The organism is Pseudomonas sp. D1-1, assembly GCF_051132225.1.
Taxonomy (GTDB): domain Bacteria; phylum Pseudomonadota; class Gammaproteobacteria; order Pseudomonadales; family Pseudomonadaceae; genus Aquipseudomonas.
In genome coordinates this window covers 1,462,626-1,479,909 of record NZ_CP071676.1, presented here as the reverse complement: position 1 = coordinate 1,479,909, position 17,284 = coordinate 1,462,626, and the positions used below count along the sequence as shown (strand labels likewise).

Annotated in this window: 13 protein-coding genes, 1 tRNA gene and 1 pseudogene; 11 read left to right on the top strand and 4 right to left on the bottom strand. The window is 60.2% G+C overall.

The features are described 5' to 3' along the window. Positions 1 to 207: 207 nt before the first annotated feature. The 7 genes and pseudogenes from uca (at position 208) to J3P86_RS06500 (ending at position 8,893) form a co-directional block, all read left to right on the top strand. Complete coding sequence (gene uca, locus J3P86_RS06530; RefSeq protein WP_434699705.1) at positions 208 to 3,837, top strand: urea carboxylase; 3,630 nt, start codon at positions 208 to 210, stop codon at positions 3,835 to 3,837. 22 nt (positions 3,838 to 3,859) lie between these two features. Next, positions 3,860 to 5,638 carry an allophanate hydrolase gene (gene atzF, locus J3P86_RS06525; RefSeq protein WP_434699703.1) on the top strand — a complete coding sequence of 593 codons (1,779 nt, stop codon included), beginning with the start codon at positions 3,860 to 3,862 and terminating at the stop codon, positions 5,636 to 5,638. A 281-nt stretch (positions 5,639 to 5,919) separates the two neighbouring features. Then, a pseudogene (locus J3P86_RS06520) lies at positions 5,920 to 6,537 on the top strand (GGDEF domain-containing protein); the annotation flags it as partial. Beyond that, positions 6,530 to 6,748 carry a cysteine-rich CWC family protein gene (locus J3P86_RS06515; RefSeq protein ID WP_434625462.1) on the top strand — a complete coding sequence of 73 codons (219 nt, stop codon included), beginning with the start codon at positions 6,530 to 6,532 and terminating at the stop codon, positions 6,746 to 6,748. The pseudogene J3P86_RS06520 and the gene J3P86_RS06515, both read left to right, overlap by 8 nt. A gap of 35 nt (positions 6,749 to 6,783) precedes the next feature. Next, positions 6,784 to 7,476: a pseudouridine synthase gene (locus J3P86_RS06510; protein WP_434625464.1), complete on the top strand. Its 693-nt coding sequence runs from the start codon at positions 6,784 to 6,786 to the stop codon at positions 7,474 to 7,476. Between the two features lie 309 nt (positions 7,477 to 7,785). Beyond that, a complete protein-coding gene (locus tag J3P86_RS06505; RefSeq protein ID WP_305496238.1) occupies positions 7,786 to 8,670 on the top strand; it encodes an alpha/beta fold hydrolase in 885 nt (294 codons plus the stop codon). Between the two features lie 149 nt (positions 8,671 to 8,819). Then, a tRNA-Gly gene (locus J3P86_RS06500) sits at positions 8,820 to 8,893 on the top strand. A gap of 257 nt (positions 8,894 to 9,150) precedes the next feature. On the opposite strand, the gene J3P86_RS06495 is transcribed toward J3P86_RS06500, so the two are convergent. Next, the gene (locus J3P86_RS06495; protein WP_434699701.1) at positions 9,151 to 12,936 is read right to left on the bottom strand and encodes a beta strand repeat-containing protein; all 3,786 of its coding nucleotides are present in this window, start codon (positions 12,934 to 12,936) and stop codon (positions 9,151 to 9,153) included. A 328-nt stretch (positions 12,937 to 13,264) separates the two neighbouring features. Further along, complete coding sequence (locus J3P86_RS06490; RefSeq protein ID WP_434625549.1) at positions 13,265 to 13,741, bottom strand: Lrp/AsnC family transcriptional regulator; 477 nt, start codon at positions 13,739 to 13,741, stop codon at positions 13,265 to 13,267. Between the two features lie 145 nt (positions 13,742 to 13,886). On the opposite strand from J3P86_RS06490, the gene J3P86_RS06485 reads away from it, so the two are divergent. From J3P86_RS06485 to J3P86_RS06475, 3 genes are all read left to right on the top strand, one after another. Further along, the gene (locus J3P86_RS06485; protein WP_434699700.1) at positions 13,887 to 14,516 is read left to right on the top strand and encodes a LysE family translocator; all 630 of its coding nucleotides are present in this window, start codon (positions 13,887 to 13,889) and stop codon (positions 14,514 to 14,516) included. A 276-nt stretch (positions 14,517 to 14,792) separates the two neighbouring features. Then, entirely contained in the window at positions 14,793 to 15,008 is a 216-nt protein-coding gene (locus J3P86_RS06480) for a type II toxin-antitoxin system HicA family toxin (protein WP_434569512.1), read from the top strand. Next, positions 15,009 to 15,419 carry a type II toxin-antitoxin system HicB family antitoxin gene (locus J3P86_RS06475; protein WP_434569513.1) on the top strand — a complete coding sequence of 137 codons (411 nt, stop codon included), beginning with the start codon at positions 15,009 to 15,011 and terminating at the stop codon, positions 15,417 to 15,419. It abuts the gene before it with no gap. Between the two features lie 148 nt (positions 15,420 to 15,567). On the opposite strand, the gene J3P86_RS06470 is transcribed toward J3P86_RS06475, so the two are convergent. Beyond that, positions 15,568 to 15,714: a hypothetical protein gene (locus J3P86_RS06470; protein WP_434569514.1), complete on the bottom strand. Its 147-nt coding sequence runs from the start codon at positions 15,712 to 15,714 to the stop codon at positions 15,568 to 15,570. A gap of 176 nt (positions 15,715 to 15,890) precedes the next feature. Between J3P86_RS06470 and J3P86_RS06465 the strand changes: the two genes are divergently transcribed. Continuing rightward, positions 15,891 to 16,295, top strand: a complete 405-nt coding sequence (locus J3P86_RS06465; protein ID WP_434625554.1) for a low affinity iron permease family protein — start codon at positions 15,891 to 15,893, stop codon at positions 16,293 to 16,295. Between the two features lie 51 nt (positions 16,296 to 16,346). Here J3P86_RS06465 and J3P86_RS06460 read toward each other — a convergent pair whose 3' ends face one another. Next, complete coding sequence (locus J3P86_RS06460; RefSeq protein ID WP_434625556.1) at positions 16,347 to 17,255, bottom strand: SDR family oxidoreductase; 909 nt, start codon at positions 17,253 to 17,255, stop codon at positions 16,347 to 16,349. Between the last annotated feature and the right edge of the window lie 29 nt (positions 17,256 to 17,284).

The window sequence follows — 17,284 nt, the reverse complement described above, 5'->3', positions numbered from 1 at the left end:
TGGGAGCGAGCCTGCTCGCGAAGGCGTCGGATCAGTCAGCCTTCATGCGGTTGATGTACCGTTTTCGCGAGCAGGCTCGCTCCCACACAGAGGTTGTGTGGTGTTCGAAGGTATCCGCCCACGGGGACGACCCCGTCGGCCATCGAAAACTGCGGGACGGCCCGCATCCCGATTCAGGCTGGCATTGCGGCCTGAGGGGTAAATGCCATGTTCGAAAAAATCCTGATTGCCAACCGTGGCGCCATTGCCTGCCGCATCCTGCGGACCCTGCGCGAGCTGGACGTCAAAGCCGTCGCCGTTTACTCCCAGGCCGACGAAGCCAGCCTGCACATCCTTCAGGCCGACGAAGCCCACTGCCTGGGCGAAGGCGCGGCGGCGGGCACCTACCTGGCGGTGGACAAGCTCCTGGCGATCGCCCGGGACAGCGGCGCGACCGCGATCCATCCCGGCTACGGTTTTCTCTCGGAAAACGCCGCTTTCGCACAAGCTTGCGAGGCCGCCAACATTGCCTTCATCGGCCCGACACCGGAGCAGTTGCGAGTGTTCGGCCTCAAGCACACCGCACGCGCCCTGGCTCGCCAGCACGGCGTGCCCCTGCTCGAAGGCACGGAGCTGCTCGACAGCCTGGATGCCGCGCTACTGGCCGGCGCGCAGGTCGGCTACCCGGTCATGCTGAAAAGCACGGCGGGCGGCGGCGGAATCGGCATGCGCGTATGCCGCAGCGCCGCTGAATTGAGCGAGTCCTTCGAAGCGGTCAAGCGCCTCGGGCAGAACAATTTCAGCGACGCCGGCGTGTTCATCGAGAAGTACATCGAACGGGCGCGGCACCTTGAGGTTCAAGTGTTCGGCGACGGCCAGGGCCAGGTGATCGCTCTGGGCGTGCGCGACTGCTCGGTGCAGCGGCGCAACCAGAAAGTCATCGAAGAAACCCCGGCGCCCAACCTGCCCGAGGGCATGGCCGACGCGCTTTGCGCTGCCGCGATCAAGCTGGCCCGGGCGGTCGACTACCGCAGCGTCGGCACCGTGGAGTTTGTCTATGACAGTGACACCGGGCGCTTCTATTTCTTGGAAGTGAACACACGCCTGCAAGTGGAGCATGGCGTCACCGAGCAGGTGTGGGGCGTGGACCTGGTGCGCTGGATGGTGCAATTGGCCGCCGGAGAACTGCCGCCACTGAGCGAACTGAGCCAAGGGCTGAAAGCCGAGGGCCACGCGATCCAGGCGCGCCTGTATGCCGAGGACCCAGGCCGGGATTTCCAGCCGAGCCCAGGGCTGCTGACTGCGGTGGAATTTGCGCAGGCCAACGGCAAGGAACTGCGCATCGACACCTGGGTCGAGGCCGGTTGCCAGATCCCGCCGTACTTCGATCCGATGATCGCCAAAGTCATTCGCTGGGCGCCGACCCGCGAGCAGGCACGCCTGGGCCTGCATCAAGCGCTGGACGAAAGCCTGCTCTATGGCGTGGAAACCAACCGTGTCTACCTGCAACAGATCCTGCTCGACGCGCCCTTCGCCGATGGCCAGCCCTGGACCCGCTGCCTGGAGACCCTGGCCTACCGCGCCAACACCGTCGAAGTGCTCAGCCCCGGCACTCAGACCAGCGTTCAGGATTACCCCGGTCGCCTCGGTTATTGGGCGGTGGGCGTGCCGCCGTCGGGACCGATGGACAGCCGTTCGTTGCGCCTGGGCAATCGCCTGCTGGGCAACGAGGAAGGTGTGGCGGCCTTGGAAATCACCATGAGCGGGCCGCTGCTGCGCTTCAACTGCGCTGCGCGAGTGGCGGTGACCGGCGCAGAAATCGCCCTGACGCTGGACGGCGAAACGGTGCCGATGGACACCCCGCTGTCGATCGGTGCAGGGTCCACCCTCGCCATCGGCACGATTACTGGCGCCGGGGCGCGGAGTTATCTGTGTGTACATGGCGGCTTGCAGGTACCGGATTACCTGGGCAGCAAAAGCACCTTCACCCTCGGCCAGTTCGGCGGCCACGGCGGGCGAGCATTGTGCACCGGCGACGTGCTGCACCTGGCTGCGTTGGATGAGCACGTCGTGGTGCCGTCGATCGAAGAGCCGCCCCTGGTGTTGCCAGCCGTGCGGCAGATCCGTGTGATCTACGGTCCCCACGGCGCGCCGGAATATTTCACCGAGCGCTACATCCAGACGTTCTTCGACACCGCCTGGGAAGTGCATTTCAACTCCAGCCGAACCGGCGTGCGGCTGATCGGGCCGAAGCCGGAATGGGTACGTGCCGACGGCGGCGAAGCAGGCCTGCATCCGTCCAATATCCATGACAACCCGTACGCCATCGGCGCGGTGGACTTCACCGGCGACATGCCGGTCATCCTCGGCCCCGACGGCCCGAGCCTGGGTGGCTTCGTCTGCCCCGTGACGGTGATCGAGGCGGACCTGTGGCAACTGGGACAGCTCAAGGCGGGGGACAAGGTGCGGTTTGTGCCGGTGGACCTGAAGACTGCCCGCTCACTGGCCTTGAAATGGGATCAATGTGGGAGCGAGCCTGCTCGCGAAGGGGCCAGATCAGACACCGCATTGACTGCTTCGCGAGCAGGCTCGCTCCCACAGGGGGTTGAGTCGCCTGTGGTTTTGGACATCGGCCAGGACGACACCCGCCTGGTCGCGCGGCTGTCCGGCGACACCCATCTGCTGCTTGAAATCGGCGCTCCGGAACTGGACCTGGTGCTGCGTTTTCGCGCTCACGCCTTGATGCAGGCCCTGGAGCAAAAACACCTGCAAGGGGTGATCGACCTGACGCCGGGTATTCGCTCGCTGCAAGTGCATTACCAGCCCGAACAATTACCCCTGGCCGATCTGCTGGCCATCGTCGCCGGCGAGTGGGACGCCGTGTGCGCCGCGCAAGATTTGCAGGTGCCGTCGCGCATCGTCCATCTGCCGCTGTCCTGGGACGATCCGGCCTGCCAGCTGGCGATCGAAAAGTACATGACCACCGTGCGCAAGGACGCGCCCTGGTGCCCGAGCAACCTGGAGTTCATCCGGCGCATCAACGACCTGCCCAACCTCGACGAAGTACAACGCACAGTGTTCGATGCCAGCTATCTGGTGATGGGCCTCGGCGATGTCTACCTCGGCGCGCCGGTCGCCACGCCGCTGGACCCGCGGCACCGGCTGGTGACCACCAAATACAACCCGGCCCGCACCTGGACCGCGGAAAATTCGGTGGGCATCGGCGGCGCCTATCTGTGCGTGTACGGCATGGAGGGCCCCGGCGGCTATCAGTTCGTCGGCCGCACGTTGCAGATGTGGAATCGTTATCGGGACGTCGCCGCATTTGACGGCAAGCCCTGGCTGCTGCGCTTCTTCGACCAGATCCGCTTCTACCCGGTCAGCGCCGATGAACTGCTGCGCATCCGTCGGGATTTCCCGTTGGGCCGCTTCGAACTGGCGATCGAACACAGCCAACTCAACCTCGCTGATTACCAGCGCTTCCTGGCCCGGGAAGCGGACAGCATCGACGCGTTCCGCGAGCAGCAACAAGGCGCCTTCCGTGCCGAGCGCGAGCGCTGGATCGCCAGTGGCCAGGCGCATTTCGACAGCGAGGAACCAGCAACCGCGCCGAGCGAAGATTCAGTGCTGGACGAGGGCCAACTGAGCGTCGACAGCCACATCGCCGGCAACCTCTGGCAGGTCCAGGTGGAGGTGGGCGCGCGGGTCATCGCGGGTGACGTGCTGGTGATTCTGGAGTCCATGAAAATGGAAATCCCGGTGCTTGCGCCCATCGCCGGCGTGGTCCGAGAAGTGCGCGTCCAGCCCGGTTCAGCGGTGCGCGCCGGGCAACGCGTGGTGGTGCTGGAACGTGACTGAACTCAATCAAAGGATTAACGCCATGACCTTCTCTCTGCGCCTGGACAACCTGCGCGACGCCTACCGCAAGGGTGAAACGACACCGCGCCAGCTGCTGTTGGCCCTGCGGGAAAAAGCCGCTGCGCTCAACCCGGACTATCACCTGTTCATCCACCTGCTCTCGCCCGAAGAACTCGAACCTTACCTTTCGGCACTGGAAAACCGCGACCTGGAAAGCCTGCCGTTGTATGGCGTGCCATTCGCGATCAAGGACAACATCGACCTGGCTGGCATTCCCACCACCGCCGCCTGCCCGGCCTTTGCCTACGTGCCGCAACGTTCGGCGAGCATCGTCGAGCAATTGCTGGCGCTGGGTGCGGTTCCTGTTGGCAAGACCAACCTCGACCAGTTCGCCACTGGCCTCAACGGTACCCGCACGCCCTACGGAGCTTGCCGCAACAGCGTGCTGGCCGACTACCCGGCGGGCGGCTCCAGCGCGGGCTCGCCGCTGGCGGTGGCCCTGGGCGTGGCCAGCTTTGCCCTGGGCACCGACACCGCCGGCTCCGGTCGCGTGCCTGCGGCGCTGAACAACCTGGTGGGGTTGAAAGCCACCAAGGGCCTTATCTCCACCGCTGGCGTGGTGCCGGCCTGCCGTACGCTGGACTGCGTGACCACATTCACCGCGACGGCGCGCGAAGCCAGCCAGCTGTTGGCATTGACTGCGCGTCTCGACCCGCGCGACGAATACAGCCGCCCCAACCCGCAATGGAACGACGGCTCGGCGTTCGGCGCACCACGACGTTTTCGCTTCGGCGTGCCCCGCCGGCAAGACCTGGAATTTTTCGACTTCGACGAAGGCCCACGGCTGTTCGCCGATGCCATCGAGCGCCTCGAACACCTGGGCGGCGAAGCTGTCGAGTTGGACTTGTCACCCTTCCTCGAAGCGGCACGCCTGCTCTATGAGGGGCCGTGGGTTGCCGAACGCTACAGCGTGGCCGGGGAACTGATGGAGCGCGAACCCGACGCGGTACTGCCGGTGATCCGCGCCGTGCTGGCGCAAGCGCCGACGGTGACCGGCGTGGAAACCTTCCGTGCCCAGTACCGTTTGCAGGCGCTCAAGGCCCAATGCGACCGCGCGATGGAAGCGCTCGATTGCGTCCTCACCCCGACCATCGGGCGCCCGGTGACGCTCGCCGAACTCGCCGCCGAACCGCTCCTGCGCAATTCGCAACTGGGTTACTACACCAACTTCATGAATCTGCTGGACTACGCCGCCGTGGCCGTTCCCAGCGCATTCATGGCCAACGGTTTGCCTTGGGGCGTGACGCTGTTCGGCCGCGCCTTCACCGATCAGTACCTGCTGAGCGTGGCCGACGCCTTGCAGCGTCAGCAAGCGCCTGATCTGCCAGTGCCTGCCAACCCGGCGCGCCATGATCGGGCACGGTTGGTCGTGTGCGGCGCGCACCTGGATGGGCTGGCTTTGAACTGGCAGCTCAAGCAACGTGGCGCCCGCCTGATCGAGGCGACCCGAAGCTCAGCGAATTATCGCCTCTACGCCTTGGCCGGCGGCCCGCCCCTGCGCCCTGGCATGCTTCGGGTCGGCGAGGGAGGCGTGGCGATCGAAGTGGAAGTCTGGGAATTGCCAAGCAGCGAGCTGGGTTCGTTCCTCACCGGTATCCCCGCACCGCTGGGGCTGGGTAAGGTGCAACTGGCCGACGGACGCTGGGAAAGCGGCTTCATTTGCGAGCCGTATGGTCTGGACGGCGCGCAGGACATCAGTCATCTGGGCGGATGGCGGGCTTATCTGAGTACCCGTCAGTAAACAGCACCCTGTGGCGAGGGGATTTATCCCCGCTGGGCGGCGCGACGTTTCGCTAAATCCCCTCGCCACGATCTTGCAAAGCTGTAAATCCGAATGTCTTTTCTTACAGGGCCACTAAACTGATTCCATCGGGTCACTCCAAGGGAATCGCCATGTCGCTTCGTTCGCCGTTGTATTCCCAGCGCTCGCCGGTGCTCATCCTGGCCATTTTGCTCGGCGCCGGCTTCCTGGTGACGTCGCTGCTGGGGTACTACGCCGCCAACACGTCGCTGCGGGACAACGTGCTCAAGACGCTGTATTTCAATCTGCTGATCGGCCTGCTGGTGACAGTGGCCGCGCTCGTGGTGCTGCATCGGCTGATGGTCAGCTATCAGCGGCGGATCGACGCCCAAGCGATTCTTGACGGCCTGACCGAGCTGCCCAATCGGCGGGGCTTCGACCTCCTGGCGGTGCAGGCCCTGCACGAAGCCCAACGCGAGCCCAGGCCATTGGGGGCGCTGTTGCTGGAGGTGGATGACTTCAAGCGACTGGACGCCAACCATGGCCACATCGCCAGTGATCAATTGCTCACTGGTTTCGCTCGCGACCTGACCGATACACTGCGCCATTCAGACATTGTCTGCCGCTGGAGCGCCGATGCCTTCGTCCTGCTGCTCAAGGACACCGATGGACAGAACGCTCTGAAAATCGCCGAGAAAATTCGCCAGCGCATCGAGCAACAGCGCTACTTTTGCAGCGGCAAGCAATTGCGGATCACCATCAGCATCGGCCTGACCACGTTGCAGGATAAAGACACCTTGCACAGCCTGCTGTCCCGGGCCGATCATGCGCTGCAACGCGCCCGACAGACCGGAAGCAACCGAACCTGCGTGGAAATGCCTCATTCCAGTTATGAATAAACCCGATCTCTGCCCGGCGTGCGGCGCCACCAACGACTGCACCCTGGCCAATCCGAAAACCGTTGATCGTGCCTGCTGGTGCTATGGCGTGAGCATCGACCCGGCGGTGCTGGAAAATTTGCCGGCCGAGCTGCGCAACCAATCCTGCCTGTGCCCGCGATGCGCCCGGGTCGATGACCAGTTGCGCGCCAAGCACCAACCGATCGCGTAAGATGCCCGCCCCCAGCTCCTCTGCCCGAACTGCTCATGCGCGTTGACCGTTTCCTCAGTAACCTGCCGCGTTTCAACCGCCAACAGGTCCGCCTGCTGCTGGTGGAACGGCGCGTACGGATCGACGACCAGACCGTCATCGATCCACAGGCACAGGTGCGTGAATTCAGCCGCGTCGAGGTGGATGACGAAGTGCTGCAAGCAGGCCGACCGGCGCGCTATTTCATGCTGCACAAGCCGCCCGGCTGCGTGAGTGCCACCCGCGATCCGCAGCACCGCACCGTCCTCGATCTGCTGGACGAACCGGACAAGGACGACTTGCACATCGCCGGTCGCCTGGACTTCAACACCACCGGGCTGATGCTGATCACCAACGACGGCAGCTGGTCGCGGCGCCTGACCCAGCCGCAGACCAAACTGCCGAAGGTCTACTACGTCGAGACCGAGCAAACCATTACCGCCGAGTACGCCTTCACGTTTGCCCAAGGCCTGTACTTTGCGTTCGAAGACCTCACCACCCAACCGGCGCAATTGACCCAACTGGGGCCGACATCCGCGCGCTTGAGCATCGTTGAAGGCCGTTATCATCAGGTCAAGCGCATGTTTGGTCACTTCAACAACAAGGTGCTGCGCCTGCACCGTGAAAGCATGGGCCCGCTGCTGCTGGACGCTGATCTCGCACCGGGCCAATACCGCGCCTTGAGCCCAGAAGAAGTTGGCCTGATCTGAGCCAGACGACCGCTGGGCAGAAGTGTCGGACAATTTTCAAAGAGCACTTGCGCAACGGCCTCCCCCCTGCTTGAATCAAACCGTCGGCCGAAATGTGACCGACGAGTCACCCCATACCTCTAAGAAACTTTTTGCCGGCTGGAACCCTCAGGTTCCGCCTCGTTCGCCGGCAAATTGCCCGCCATAACAACACCCGTCGACCGGCTTGCGTGGATCGACATGGGCCTTATCTTCCAGGCGTATGCCTACCTGTCACATTGCCCGTGCAATCTCATTGCGCGCATACCCGCTTGCCAGGAGTCTTATGACATGAGGCCAGAAATCGCTGTGCTGGATATACAGGGTCAGTATCGGGTTTACACGGAGTTCTATCGCGCAGACGCCGCGCAAAAGACCATCATCCTGGTCAACGGCTCGATGGCCACCACCGCGTCGTTTGCACAGACCACCAAAAACCTCTACCCGCAATTCAATGTCGTGCTGTACGACCAGCCCTACGCGGGCAAGTCCAAGGCTCACAACCGCCACGAGAAAATGCTGACGAAGGAAATCGAAGGCCAGATCCTGCTGGAGCTGATCGACCACTTCGCCGCCGATCACGTATTGTCGTTTTCCTGGGGCGGAGCCGCCACCCTGACCGCCTTGGCCCAGCGCCCGCGGCGCATCGAAAAAGCCGTGATCAGTTCTTTCTCACCGGTGCTCAACGCACCGATGCGCGACTACCTGGAACGTGGCGTGGACTATTTGAGCAGCCTGGACGGCGATCGTGTCGGACACCTGGTCAACAGCACGATTGGCAAGCACCTGCCACCGCTGTTCAAGCGCTTCAACTATCGCCACGTCAGCAACCTGGCCGAGCATGAATACGGACAGATGCACTTTCACATCAACGATGTGCTCCACAGCGACCAGCAGTGCTATGTCAACGCGGCGAAAAAGATCAACGTGCCGGTGCTGTTCCTGAATGGCGAATGGGACGAATACACCGCGGCCACCGACGCCAGGCTCTTCGCCAACCATGTCCAGCACAGCAGCTTCACCACGCTGCAAGCCACCGGGCACTTCCTCGACATGGAACACAAGGCCGCCTGCCGCGACAGCCGCGAGGCGTTGCTGGGTTTCCTCAAGCCAACCCACCACGCCAGCCGACCGCGCTACAGCTATGTACAGGACTACCATGCAGTGGCCATCTGAAAAAAGTCATCGCGGGCAAGCCTCCAGCAATGGCGCTTGCTCGCGAATGACCGCTCTGGTTTGAGTCTTGCGTAGACGGATGACCTCGCCGTCCGGAAAGAAAAACTTCAAATCCCAGGCCACATCTGGTACAAAGTCAGCCGCTCTGAGCGGGTGTCGTATAATGGCATTACTCCAGCTTCCCAAGCTGATAACGAGGGTTCGATTCCCTTCACCCGCTCCAATCGAATTCTGGTCCCGCGTCGTGATGGTTTTGACGGGGGACAAAAAAACCGGCTCCTGGTGGCCGGTTTTTTTTGGTCTGGGGTTTGTGACGGGGCACTCGCTCCGCGATTGTCTTTTTCTCTAAGGAGCCAGGTGAAAATCTTTGCCCGGTTCAAGCAGTACCGGGCAAAGGGCGACACACTAAAGACTATTACGAAAGCATATGCATTTTCCTGCCGTCACCAATATGTAGCGGCAGGAACGCTGCCTTGGCTGTCAGGAAAACATATCATTGGCAAATGTGTTGATGCCCACCAGACTGATGAGCTGCATATCAGCTGTCTGGATCTGTTCGATGGTGTCGTAACCTGCATACCAATCCTTCAGGCGCACACCTTCTTGCGGTGCCTGTCCCGGAGTGAAACTTGATCGGTGCAGATAGAGGTCATCACCGATGCGATCAGCCAACAGTTCAGAGCTATCGATGTAGGACAAAACCAATTTGTCACCGCTGCTGATACCGTCGTCCTGAATCGTCACTAACTTTGGAGTATCGATGGTGTAGATATCCTCACCCTCACCGCCGTTAGCAAAACCGCCGGTCTGCAATATCAGCCTGTCATCCCCCTGACCTCCTGACAGTGAAAAGCCCACGCCTCTACCGGTCAGCAGGTCGTTGCCTTCCCCACCGTCAGCCATGCCATGTATCACAGTGATAGTGTCATTTCCGGCCTCACCGTAGGCTTGAGTCCCCTCGTCGCTCGCAGTCGTGACGATGGTGTCGTTACCGCCGCCACCGTACAGGATGTCTGCCTGCGGCCCGTTCGCCGAGCTATCGACGCTGAAAGGTCCTATCCAAGAAGTCAGCCCACCATAGAGGAAATCATTGCCGTCACCGCCGTCGATGACGTCGTTGCCCAATCCACCCTCCAGATAATTAACACCCGTGTCTCCAACCAGGACATCGTTGAAATGACTGCCCAACACATGTTCGATGTTAAGCAATACATCACCTTCGGCATCGCCACCTTGATTGATTTGCGTCTGCAAGTTGATCGAGATGCCTGTTGTACTTGTAATGTAAAAAGCACTGTCCAGACCTACCCGGCCATCGATTACATCTGCCCCGGCTCCACCAATGAAGATATCCTTCAGACCCGAGCCCGATAGCGTGTCGTCAAAATTGCTGCCTTGAAACATTTCAATGTTGGCGTAGGTCTGACCAGCAGCCGCCCCTATGTTCGTGCCGTTCGTCAGGTCGATCGTCACCGCGCTGTCAGACTGTTCATAAGTGACCAGATCGATGCCAGCCGCGCCATCGTGCGCCACGGGCGAACTACCACCGTAGAAAATGTCGTTGAAATTCGATCCTCTGATCGCCTCGATACCGGTGTAGGTATCACCCGCCGCGATCCCGGAATGCACGCCCGTCTTGAGGTTGATGGCCATGGCTGCTTTGCTGTCGAGATAGCTCGCTATGTCATAGCCAGCACCGCCTATGAGCTGATCCGCTCCCGCGCCACCGTACAGTGTGTCGTTACCCGAACCGCCGGTAATGATGTTGTCGCTGTCGTTGCCATAACCGGTAAATGCACCAGTGCCGACGTAGGTCAGGCGCTCGACGTTGGCCGCCAGGACCGTGCCGTTGGCATTGATCACCGACACGCGGACTTCATCATTGCCGCCACCGGCCTGTTCGATGATGTAGGGGGTCAGCCCCAGATTGATGTTGTATATATCGTCGCCAGCTCCCCCTTCCAGCTGTACCGTTGGGATTACGGTGTATGGGCCAGCGGAGAGCACGTCGTTGAAGGCAGAGCCTATGACGGTTTCGATATTCCCTAAAATGATGCCTTCGGCATCTCCGCCCGTGCCTGCGGTTCCCCACCCATTACGGATATCGACGTTTACCCCGGCAGTAGAGCCCGAGTAGTCGACCGTATCGATCCCGGCACCGCCGTCGAGTTGCATACCGCTGCCATCGCCAACGAACGTGTCGTTGAAATTCGATCCCCTGATCACCTCGATACCGGTGTAGGTATCGCCTGCCGCGATCGCGGAATGCACATCCGTCTTGAGATTGATGGTCACAGCTTCATTGCTGTCGGTATAACCCGCTACGTCAGTGCCAGCACCACCGATGAACTGATCCGCGCCCGCGCCTCCGTATAATGTGTCGTTACCCGAACCGCCGATTAACTGATCTACTCCCCCACCACCGTACAGTGTGTCGTTACCCGAACCACCGGTAATGACGTTGTCGCTGTCGTTGCCGTAACCGGTAAATGCACCAGTGCCGACGTAGGTCAGGCGTTCGACGTTCGCCGCCAGGACCGTGCCGTTGGCATTGATTACCGACACGCGGACTTCATCGTTGCCACCACCGGCCTGTTCGATGATGTAGGGGGTCAGCCCCAGATTGATGTTGTAGATATCGTCGCCAGCCCCCCCTTCCAGCTGTACCGTTGGGATTACGGTGTACGGGCCAGCGGAGAGCACGTCGTTGAAGGCAGAGCCTATGACGGTTTCGATATTCCCTAAAATGATGCCTTCGGCATCTCCGCCCGTGCCTGCGGTTCCCCACCCATTACGGATATCGACGTTTACCCCGGCAGTCGAGCCCGAGTAGTCGACCGTATCGATCCCGGCACCGCCGTCGAGTTGCATACCGCTGCCATCGCCAACGAACGTGTCGTTGAAATTCGATCCCCTGATCACCTCGATACCGGTGTACGTATCGCCTGCCGCGATCGCTGAATGCACACCCGTCTTGAGATTGATGGTCACGGCTTGCTTGCTGTCGGTATATCCCGCTATGTCATAGCCGGCACCACCGATGAACTGGTCCGCTCCCGCACCACCGAACAAGGTGTCGTTACCCGAACCGCCGGTAATGACGTTGTCGCTATCGTTGCCGTAACCGGTGAATGCGCCGGTGCCGACGTAGGTCAAGCGCTCGACGTTCGCCGCCAGGACCGTGCCGTTGGCATTGATCACCGACACGCGGACTTCATCGTTGCCGCCACCGGCCTGTTCGATGATGTAGGGGGTCAGCCCCAGATTGATGTTGTAGATGTCGTCGCCAGCCCCCCCTTCCAGCCGTACCGTGGGGATTACGGTGTACGGGCCAGCGGAGAGCACGTCGTTGAAGGCAGAGCCTATGACGGTTTCGATATTCGCCAAAATGATGCCTTCGGCATCTCCGCCCGTGCCTGCGGTTCCCCACCCATTACGGATATCGACGTTTACCCCGGCAGTCGAGCCCGAGTAATCGATCACGTCGATCCCGGCGCCGCCGTCGAGTCGTATACCGCTGCCATCGCCAACGAACGTGTCGTTGAAATTCGATCCTCTGATCACCTCGATACCGGTGTAGGTATCACCTGCCGCGATCCCGGAATGCACGCCCGTCTTGAGATTGATGTTCACAGCTTGCTTGCTGTCGGTATAACCCGCTATGTCATAGCCGGCACCGCCGATGAACTGGTCCGCTCCCGCGCCACCGAACAAGGTGTCGTTACCCGAACCGCCGGTAATGACGTTGTCGCTGTCGTTGCCGTAACCGGTGAATGCGCCGGTGCCGACGTAGGTCAGGCGCTCGACGTTCGCCGCCAGGACCGTGCCGTTGGCATTGATCACCGACACGCGGACTTCATCGTTGCCGCCACCGGCCTGTTCGATGATGTAGGGGGTCAGCCCCAGATTGATGTTGTAGATATCGTCGCCAGCTCCCCCTTCCAGCTGTACCGTTGGGATTACGGTGTACGGACCAGAGGAAAGCACGTCATTGAAGGCAGAGCCTATGACAGTTTCGATACCAATGAGCGTATCTCCCTCTGCATCGCCACCTCGTCCAACAAGTCCAGTGCCCTGACGCAAATCTATACTGATACCTTCAGTAGATGCCGAATAGTCGACAGTATCTAAACCCGCACCGCCATCGATTTTGTCTGCGCCAGCAGTCCCCTTGATGACATCGTTGCCACCCAGAGCGTTGATCTCATCGTCCCCTGCGGTGCCAATCAGTGCATCTGCGCCAGCTGTTCCATTAATGACTGCCATTTTTCTTCCTTGCTTTAAGGATGGTAGAGGAGGTTTTCGTAAATCAGTGTGTGTTCACAAAACTGAAGCATGAATCCCGGCGGTGTTTTTCGGCTGCGGCCAGTGAAGCTTGAGCGGAGATTCGTCTGGAGAATGAGCAATTAAAGTTTCATCTATTAAATTTCAGGCACGACAAAACCGCCCGATCTGAAACAACGGGATATGTTCGATTTTTTACGGTCCATTGCGCAGCCGATCCATGCTGAGTTCCATCCAGGGCCCTTCCCCCTATTGGGAAGTTGATTGGCACCAAGTTTCCTTGCGTGATAGCACGATAATCAGTATCTACTCAAGCATCTGGCAAATGCCCCAACGGCAGCGCACCCGGAGCCTTCACCGTGTTGATCGCAAAATTACTGCGAATGTCACTCACCCCCGGCAGCTTCAACAGCTTGCCCGTGACAAATCGGTCATAGGCCCGCAAGTCCGGCACCACCACTTGTAGCAGGAAATCCGACTCGCCTGACACCAGGAATGCCGAGATCACTTCGGGTAGCGCGGTCACCGCCAGGCGAAATGCCTCGGCTCGTTCATCGGTGTGCCGTTCGACCTTGATGCCGACAAAGATCGTCATACCGAGGCCCACTTCATCGCGATCCAGGATGGCTTGATAGCCGCGGATCACTCCCGCTTCCTCGAGCATCCGCACGCGGCGCAGGCATGGCGAGGGGGACAGGCCGATTTCTTCGGCCAGTTGTACGTTGCTCAGCCGGCCGTCCCGCTGCAGTGCAGCGAGAATTTTGCGGTCGAAGGCATCAAGTTTCATGATTTGGCACTTTTCGATTGAATGGATCGATCACTTGGCAGGTTATGCCAATTCTTAGAGCTTTAGAAGCTGATTACGCAAGCACCTGCCCTACCCTTCGGCCATAGACTGGCATCTCCAATCCACTGATTGCGGAGGGCATGCAATGACAGAGCTCTGGTTGTTTTTCATGGCGTTGACGGTGGCGTATCTGTTGCCCGGGCCGGACATGATCCTGGTGCTGCAAACCGGTGCCCGTCAGGGCAAGGCTGCGGCGCTGGCAACGGCGGTAGGCTTGGGGATTGCCCGGGCATGTCATGTCGCGCTGGCGGCAATGGGGCTATCGGTATTGTTCAAGGCAGCGCCCTGGACCTTTGATGTGGTGCGCCTGGCCGGGGCTGCGTATCTGGCGTGGATCGGGTTTCAGTGTTTGCGGACCACGTTGTTGCCAAGCTTTGGAGGAGCTGACGCCGAGGTCGGAAAGCGACAGTGGTACCAAGCGATACAACGCGGTCTGCTGACCAACCTGCTCAACCCCAAGGCGCTGCTGTTTTGCTCAGTGTTGCTGCCGCAGTTCATCGACCCACAGGGCGGGCCGGTGCTGGGGCAATTCGCGATGCTCGGTTTGGTGCTGGTCGGCGTCGGCCTGCTGTTTGACAGCGCCTACGCACTGGTGGGCGTAGCGCTCGGACGCTGGATTCAGCGATCGCCCTCGGCCCAACGTGTGCAGCAGTGGGTGTTTGGCAGCGTGCTGATTGGGTTTGCGGTACGGCTGACGTTTGTGCAGCAGTCGTAGGTCCTGTGGATATGTCTGCGAATCGCTGAAACCGGGGCTGCTTCGCAGCCCAGCGGGAGCAAGCTCCCTCGCCACGGGTTGCGATCCTCCAAATGTTCCTTGCGTCTCACATCTGGAAATAGACCCAATTCGACTCTCCGTCGCCTTGTCCTGCGCCGCTTCTAGACTTCAGACGTAGATCCCACTCGATCCCGTTCGTCGCTTGTGGTGGTTATAGTGTTGATCATTCCTTTTCGGTAGGTATAGTACCTACCACACACACCACACGGAGGTGTTGTGAACAGCCGATTCCTGATAAGCCAGATTGTTGCGGATGGTTGGTACCTGGTACGGATCCGAGGCAGTCACCACCATTTCAAGCACCCGACCAAACCGGGACTGGTTACGGTTCCTCATCCCAAGAAGGATCTGCTCAAGAAAACGGCCATCAGTATTTTGCAACAGGCCCTGCTCCAGACGGCCAGTTGCCCAGCTTCCCCGGAGGACGATTGAATGCTTTACCCGATTGCGATTTCCATGGGCGATGAGCACCACGCCTGGGGCGTTGAAGTGCCGGATATCCCTGGTTGTTTTTCCGCAGGCGATGATCTGGACGATGCGATGGCCATGGCGCGCGAGGCCATCGAAGGGCACTTTGAAATTCTTGCCGAAGATGGGTCGCCCATTCCGCCGGCCAACACCGTGACGCTGCACGCGGCCAATCCGAAATATGCCGGGTGCGCGTGGGCATTGGTGGACATTGATGTGACCAGATATCTGGGCAAGGCGCAGAAACTCAACATCACCCTGCCCGGCTATCTGCTCAACCGTATCGATGAATATGTGCTGCATCATCCGGAGGAAAAGAGCCGGTCAGGCTTCCTGGCATCGGCGGCACTCAAGGTTTTGCAACAAGGACGTTGAGCAATACCTGCCGAAACACAAGAACCTGTGGGAGCGAGCCTGCTCGCGAAGGCGGTGGAACAGTCAATTTCCAAGTTGCTGACCTGACGCCTTCGCGAGCAGGCTCGCTCCCACAGTTTTGTACATAGCCCGGCCTGGGCTATGTGATTTATTTGCTCTCCGACTTGGACTCCTGCATCTGCACCGAAGACTTGGTGCCGTCGGTGTTGTCCTTGGTCTCGTTATCCGAATTGTCAAAGCAGCCCTGTAGTGCGAACAGGCAGCAGGCGAGGCAAAAGGTGCGGGTGAGGTTCATGGTGTACTCCGTCGATGAAGGCTTTAAGGAGTGACCATCAGGCAGAGCAAATGGTTGCGCCAGTCTTCGTCCCGGACGATGAACGTCGACGGAGGTTCGGATTGAAATGTAAGTAGAATTTTCGCCGCTTCGTTGGTGTCACACCAGACAGGTGCATCCACTGAGGAAACACGGCAATGACGTTCGCAAAGATTGCTCAAAAACTGGCCCTGTGGGCAGGAAGTCCCAAGACCTTTCTCGGAGCTATTGTGTTGTTGGCGCTCTGGGCCGCCAGCGGACCGTTCTTCGGTTTCAACGACACCTGGCAACTGATCATCAATACCTCGACCACGATCATCACCTTCCTCATGGTTTTCCTGATCCAGAACACGCAAAACCGCGATACCGATATCCTGCACTTGAAAGTCGATGAATTGTTGCGCGCGACCAAGGACGCGCAGAACGCAATGCTCGGTCTCGAGTCGCTGGACCTCAAGCAGCTGGAAGCGTTGCGCAAGCGCTACCAGGACATGGGCAAAGACGAGGCCAAGAGCCTTGATGGTGTAGAAGAAGAGAAGAAAGTCGACTTGAACCAGTGCTGAAAGCAGATGCGCGAGCGTTGTTGCAACGCTCGCGCATCCGAATGCCGCGCATCAGGGCAACGGATTCCCTCCCGTCACGCCGAATACTTCCCCGGTGATATAACTCGACTCCTGCGAGGCCAGCAGCACGTACAGCGGCGCACATTCCGCTGGCTGCCCCGGACGCTTCATCGGAACCTGGGAGCCGAATGTAGGGATCTTCTCCCTAGGCTGTCCGCCGCTGGGTTGCAGCACCGTCCAGATCGGCCCCGGGGCCACGGCATTGACCCGGATTCCCTTGCTGATGACCTGTCCCGCCAACGCCTTGGTAAACGCCACGATCGCCGCTTTGGTGGTGGCGTAATCGAGCAGCGTCGCGGACGGATCGTAGGATTGGATCGACGCGGTATTGATGATCGTCGCCCCGGCCGGCATCAGCGGTACCGCGGCCTTGCAGATCCAGAACATCGCGTAGATGTTGGTTTTCATGGTGTCATCGAATTGCGCGGTGGTGATGTCGGCAATGTCCTTTTGCGCTTCCTGCTTACCAGCGACGTTGACCAGGATATCCAGGCCATCGAGCTCCTGCTGCGCCATCTTCACCATCTGGACGCAGAACGCTTCGTCCTTGAGATCTCCCGGAATCGCAATGGCCTTGCGGCCTTCGGCCTTGATCAGCTCGATGACTTGCTGCGCGTCGCGTTCTTCGCTGGGCAGATAGTTGATAGCTACATCGGCGCCTTCGCGGGCATAGGCAATGGCCGCCGCGCGACCGATCCCCGAATCGCCGCCCGTGATCAGCGCCTTGCGCCCCTCCAGGCGACCGAAGCCTTGATAGGTTTTTTCGCCGTGATCGGGCTGTGGTTCCATGTCCTGGTCAATGCCAGGGGGTGATTGCGGCTGGTCGGGGAATTCCGGACGAGGGTATTGGGTCAGTGGATTCTGCATCGCGTATTGGTTGGGTTCTCGGCGTGTGGACATCGAGGTTCTCCTTTTCGGCGGGCAAAACA

Coding starts and splice junctions, on each gene's coding strand:
- uca (WP_434699705.1), top strand. CDS start 208: ATGTTCGAAAAAATCCTGATTGCCAACCGTGGCGCCATTGCCTGCCGC.
- atzF (WP_434699703.1), top strand. CDS start 3,860: ATGACCTTCTCTCTGCGCCTGGACAACCTGCGCGACGCCTACCGCAAG.
- J3P86_RS06515 (WP_434625462.1), top strand. CDS start 6,530: ATGAATAAACCCGATCTCTGCCCGGCGTGCGGCGCCACCAACGACTGC.
- J3P86_RS06510 (WP_434625464.1), top strand. CDS start 6,784: ATGCGCGTTGACCGTTTCCTCAGTAACCTGCCGCGTTTCAACCGCCAA.
- J3P86_RS06505 (WP_305496238.1), top strand. CDS start 7,786: ATGAGGCCAGAAATCGCTGTGCTGGATATACAGGGTCAGTATCGGGTT.
- J3P86_RS06495 (WP_434699701.1), bottom strand. CDS start 12,936: ATGGCAGTCATTAATGGAACAGCTGGCGCAGATGCACTGATTGGCACC.
- J3P86_RS06490 (WP_434625549.1), bottom strand. CDS start 13,741: ATGAAACTTGATGCCTTCGACCGCAAAATTCTCGCTGCACTGCAGCGG.
- J3P86_RS06485 (WP_434699700.1), top strand. CDS start 13,887: ATGACAGAGCTCTGGTTGTTTTTCATGGCGTTGACGGTGGCGTATCTG.
- J3P86_RS06475 (WP_434569513.1), top strand. CDS start 15,009: ATGCTTTACCCGATTGCGATTTCCATGGGCGATGAGCACCACGCCTGG.
- J3P86_RS06470 (WP_434569514.1), bottom strand. CDS start 15,714: ATGAACCTCACCCGCACCTTTTGCCTCGCCTGCTGCCTGTTCGCACTA.
- J3P86_RS06465 (WP_434625554.1), top strand. CDS start 15,891: ATGACGTTCGCAAAGATTGCTCAAAAACTGGCCCTGTGGGCAGGAAGT.
- J3P86_RS06460 (WP_434625556.1), bottom strand. CDS start 17,255: ATGTCCACACGCCGAGAACCCAACCAATACGCGATGCAGAATCCACTG.